At 67.2% G+C, this 451-nt stretch carries 1 pseudogene; it reads right to left on the reverse strand.

The features are described from left to right. Positions 1 to 226 (reverse strand): annotated as a pseudogene (locus JNB62_RS19035) (AraC family transcriptional regulator); the annotation flags it as partial. Between the last annotated feature and the right edge of the window lie 225 nt (positions 227 to 451).

The following is a 451-nucleotide window of genomic DNA, read 5'->3' on the forward strand; positions in this document are numbered from 1 at the left end:
TGGGGCACACGACGACGAGGTCGGCCTCGTACGCGAACGAGAGGTCGTGCTCGACGTTGATCGAGAAGCCGAGCTTCGAGTGCACGACGCCGGGGTCGGCGGTGACGACGCGGAAGTCGAAGTTCGGCACGCCGTCGTCAGAGCGGTCGAGCCCGAACGCCTCGCAGGCGACGCCGAACTCGAACGGCGCGAAGCCGTCCACGACGATGCAGGCGACGGTCTTCATGGGCTCCTCCAGCGTGGCAGTTTTCGGTCGATGTGTGTCCATCCTGCCACTCGTGGCAGTTCTCTGGCAAGCGTAGCGTTTCTGCCATGTTCCTGATCCTCGTTCTCGCCGCACTGTCGGTCTGGGCGTTCACGTCGACGATCACCGCCGTGCGCAGCGACGGCTACCGTCAGGTGCCCACCGACCGCACCCGCCTTCCCTGACGCCGGACGCCCGCGCGCCCCG

This window comes from Microbacterium jejuense (assembly GCF_019511665.1).
Classification (GTDB): Bacteria; Actinomycetota; Actinomycetes; order Actinomycetales; family Microbacteriaceae; genus Microbacterium; species Microbacterium jejuense_A.